The sequence below is a fragment of the Actinomycetota bacterium genome, assembly GCA_018830725.1.
Lineage (GTDB): Bacteria > Actinomycetota > Humimicrobiia > JAHJRV01 > JAHJRV01 > JAHJRV01.
The window spans coordinates 1-3,256 of sequence record JAHJRV010000082.1 but is presented as its reverse complement, the minus strand read 5'-3'; the positions used below and the strand labels follow the sequence as shown (position 1 = coordinate 3,256).

The 3,256-nt window shown below is 33.6% G+C and carries 7 protein-coding genes; all 7 read left to right on the top strand.

Annotated elements, in window-relative coordinates; translation table 11 throughout:
• Nucleotides 1–681, top strand: a 681-nt coding sequence (gene map, locus KKC53_03880) for a type I methionyl aminopeptidase (GenBank protein ID MBU2598305.1), incomplete at its 5' end; no start/stop codon positions are given.
• A 36-nt stretch (nucleotides 682–717) separates the two neighbouring features.
• Complete coding sequence (gene infA, locus KKC53_03875) at nucleotides 718–939, top strand: translation initiation factor IF-1 (protein ID MBU2598304.1); 222 nt, start codon at nucleotides 718–720, stop codon at nucleotides 937–939.
• 37 nt (nucleotides 940–976) lie between these two features.
• Nucleotides 977–1,090, top strand: coding sequence for a 50S ribosomal protein L36 (gene rpmJ / locus KKC53_03870; protein ID MBU2598303.1), 114 nt, complete (start codon nucleotides 977–979; stop codon nucleotides 1,088–1,090).
• 31 nt (nucleotides 1,091–1,121) lie between these two features.
• On the top strand, nucleotides 1,122–1,496 hold the full coding sequence (rpsM, locus tag KKC53_03865; GenBank protein ID MBU2598302.1) for a 30S ribosomal protein S13: 375 nt from the start codon (nucleotides 1,122–1,124) through the stop codon (nucleotides 1,494–1,496).
• 15 nt (nucleotides 1,497–1,511) lie between these two features.
• Entirely contained in the window at nucleotides 1,512–1,910 is a 399-nt protein-coding gene (gene rpsK / locus KKC53_03860) for a 30S ribosomal protein S11 (protein ID MBU2598301.1), read from the top strand.
• Between the two features lie 9 nt (nucleotides 1,911–1,919).
• A complete protein-coding gene (gene rpsD, locus KKC53_03855; GenBank protein MBU2598300.1) occupies nucleotides 1,920–2,552 on the top strand; it encodes a 30S ribosomal protein S4 in 633 nt (210 codons plus the stop codon).
• 38 nt (nucleotides 2,553–2,590) lie between these two features.
• A partial coding sequence (locus KKC53_03850) for a DNA-directed RNA polymerase subunit alpha (protein MBU2598299.1) occupies nucleotides 2,591–3,256 on the top strand: 666 nt, incomplete at its 3' end.

Sequence of the window (3,256 nt, the reverse complement as noted above, 5' to 3'; positions counted from 1 at the left end):
AAGATGCTTAGGAGGCATATACAACCAGGAGTAACTACAATACAGCTGGATAAGCTTGCTCATAATTTTATTATAGAACGAGGTGCTACTCCAGCATTTCTTGGTTATAGAGGATATCCAGTGACCATATGTGTAAGTATCAATGAGTGCGTGGTTCATGGGATCCCTAATAATAGGAGGCTTAAAGAAGGTGATATTATTGGAATTGATGTTGGTGTAAAGTTTCAAGGATACTACGGAGATGCAGCCATAACAGTTGGTGTTGGTGAGATATCCAAAGAGGCAAAAGAAATAATGGATATTACAGAGAGAGCACTTTATAAAGGAATAAAAAAATGTTTTGAGGGAAATCATCTATCGGATATATCCCATGCCATTCAAACTACTGCTGAAGAGAACGGATTTTCTGTTGTAAGAAGATTTGTAGGGCATGGAATTGGAACTGAACTTCATGAGGAACCTTCAATTTTAAATTATGGACCCCCTAACATGGGACCAGTGTTAAAAAGTGGTATGGTTTTTGCGATAGAACCGATGGTTAATCAAGGTACTCATGAGGTTGAGGTTTTAGATGACAAATGGACTGTTGTAACCAAAGATAGGAAACTATCAGCTCATTTTGAACATACAGTAGCTATTACTAAAAATGAACCATTAATATTAACGCAAAAAGAAATATAGAAATATTCAGATGAAAAATAAAAAAGGAGAACTATTATAGCGAAGAAAGAGGGAAAAATAGAGGTAGAAGGAAAAGTACTGGAGGCTTTACCCAATGCTATGTTTAGGGTAGAGTTGGACAGTGGTCATAAGGTATTAGCTCATATATCTGGTAAGATCAGGTTGCACTATATTCGTATTCTTCCAGGTGATAGAGTTATAGTTGAACTTTCACCCTATGATCTTACTAAGGGAAGAATAATTTATAGATTCAGGTAAAAAATATTAAAAATTGATAAATTTAAATGTGATTTTTATGAAAGTAAAACCATCTGTTAAGAAAATTTGTAAAAAATGTAAAATAATTAAAAGAAAAGGAAAAGTTAGAGTTATTTGTGATAATCCTCGTCATAAACAAAGACAGGGTTAAATAAAAAATTTAGATAGGAGGTTTATTAATCTTGGCAAGAATAGCAGGTGTAGACTTACAAAAAGATAAACATATAGATATTGCATTAACTAAAATACATGGGATTGGTAGGTCATTAGCAAAAGCAATACTTAAAGAAACTAAAATTGACTCTGCACATAAAGTAAAAGATTTGACTGATAAGGAGATTTCTGTTATAGCAAACTATATTGAAGAGAATATTAAAGTAGAAGGTAGTTTAAAAAGAGAGGTTTCTCAAAATATAAGGAGATTAATTGAGATAGGGTGCTATAAAGGAATAAGGCATAGGAGAGGTCTTCCTGTTAGGGGACAAAGAACTCACACTAATGCCAGAACAAGAAAAGGTCCAAGAAAGACTGTTGGAGCGAAACGTAAAAAAACTTAGTGAGGAGAAATCTTTATGGTTACAAAAAGAGGAAAAAAAGGAAAAGTTCGAAGAAAGGTAAAGAAGAATATACCGCATGGTGCTGTTCATATTCAATCAACATTTAATAATACAATTATCACCTTTACCGATTTAAAAGGGAATACAATTGCGTGGGCATCTTCTGGAACAGCAGGATTTAAAGGTTCTCGAAAGGGTACACCTTTTGCAGCACAATTAGCGACTGAATCAGCTACAAAGAAAGCCCAGGAACATGGAGTAAAACAGGTTGATGTTTATATCAAAGGAGCAGGTTCTGGAAGAGAAACTGCTGTTAGGTCACTTCAAGCATTAGGTCTTCAGGTTTTAAATATAAAGGATGTAACTCCAATTCCGCATAATGGTTGTAGGGCTAAGAAGCAAAGGAGAGTTTAGGAGGATAATATGGCTAGACATATTAATGCAGTTTGTAAACTATGTAGAAGAGAAGGCGAAAAGTTATTTATAAAAGGGTCTAAATGTAATACAGAGAAATGTCCTGCTGAGAAAAAACCTTATCCACCAGGAGAGAGAGGAAGAGGAAGAGCAAGAACAAGGGAGACTGACTATCTAATTCAATTAAGAGAAAAGCAGAAGGTAAAGAGGATATATGGGGTTTTAGAGAAGCAGTTTAAGAACTATTTTAAAAGAGCCTTAAAAATGAAGGGTATAACAGGTAAAAATCTATTAGTTTTTTTAGAAACTCGTTTGGATAATATAGTCTATTTATTAGGATTTGCTGAATCTCGACCTCAGGCCCGACAGCTTGTAAATCATGGACATATTTTAGTTAATGGAAAAAAGATGAAGGTACCTTCATACCAGGTAGGAGCAGGACAAGAAGTAGAGATTGTTAAAAAAGCCAAGAAAATACCGACAATAGCTCAATCAATAGCTCAATCATCTGAAACAGAGATTCCAAGATGGCTTCAGGTTGATCATAAAGAACTTAAAGGTAAGGTTATTTCTCTGCCTGAAAGGGAGGACATAGACCAAAGCATTAAGGAACAGATAATTGTTGAGCTATATTCAAGATAACTTAACATCAAATTATATATTATTGGAGGTAATGTCAATTGTTAGAAATGCAAAGACCAAAAATAAAAATTATAAAAAATACACCAACTGAAGGTGTTTTTGTTATTGAACCCTTAGAGAGAGGATATGGTTATACTTTGGGAAATAATTTAAGGAGGATTTTAATTTCCTCTATTCCAGGTGCTGCAGCAACATCTATAAAAATAGATGGTGTATATCATGAGTTCTCAACAATTCCTGGAGTAAGGGAGGATACAACTGAACTAATTTTAAATCTAAAAAAATTGGTGCTTAAGTCTTCATCTGAAGAACCAGTTACCATAAGAATAGAAAAAAAGGGAAAATGTGATATTTATGCTAAAGATATAATAGCTCCAAGTGAGGTAGAAATAGTAAATAAAGACTTATATATAGCGAGTTTAAATGAAGATGGAAAACTGAAAATAGAAATAAATGTGGAGAGAGGTAGGGGTTATGTAGCAGCTGAAGAGCATAAAAAAGGTAAGGAGATAATTGGTTTGATTCACATAGATTCAATATTTACTCCAGTAATTAATGTAAGTTATGATATTGATTCAACCAGAGTAGGTCATAAAACCAATTATGATAAATTAACTCTAAAAATTAAGACAAATGGAGCTGTAACCCCTGATTTTGCTTTAAGCCAAACTGCAAAGACATTTTCTGATTATATGAAGGTTCTT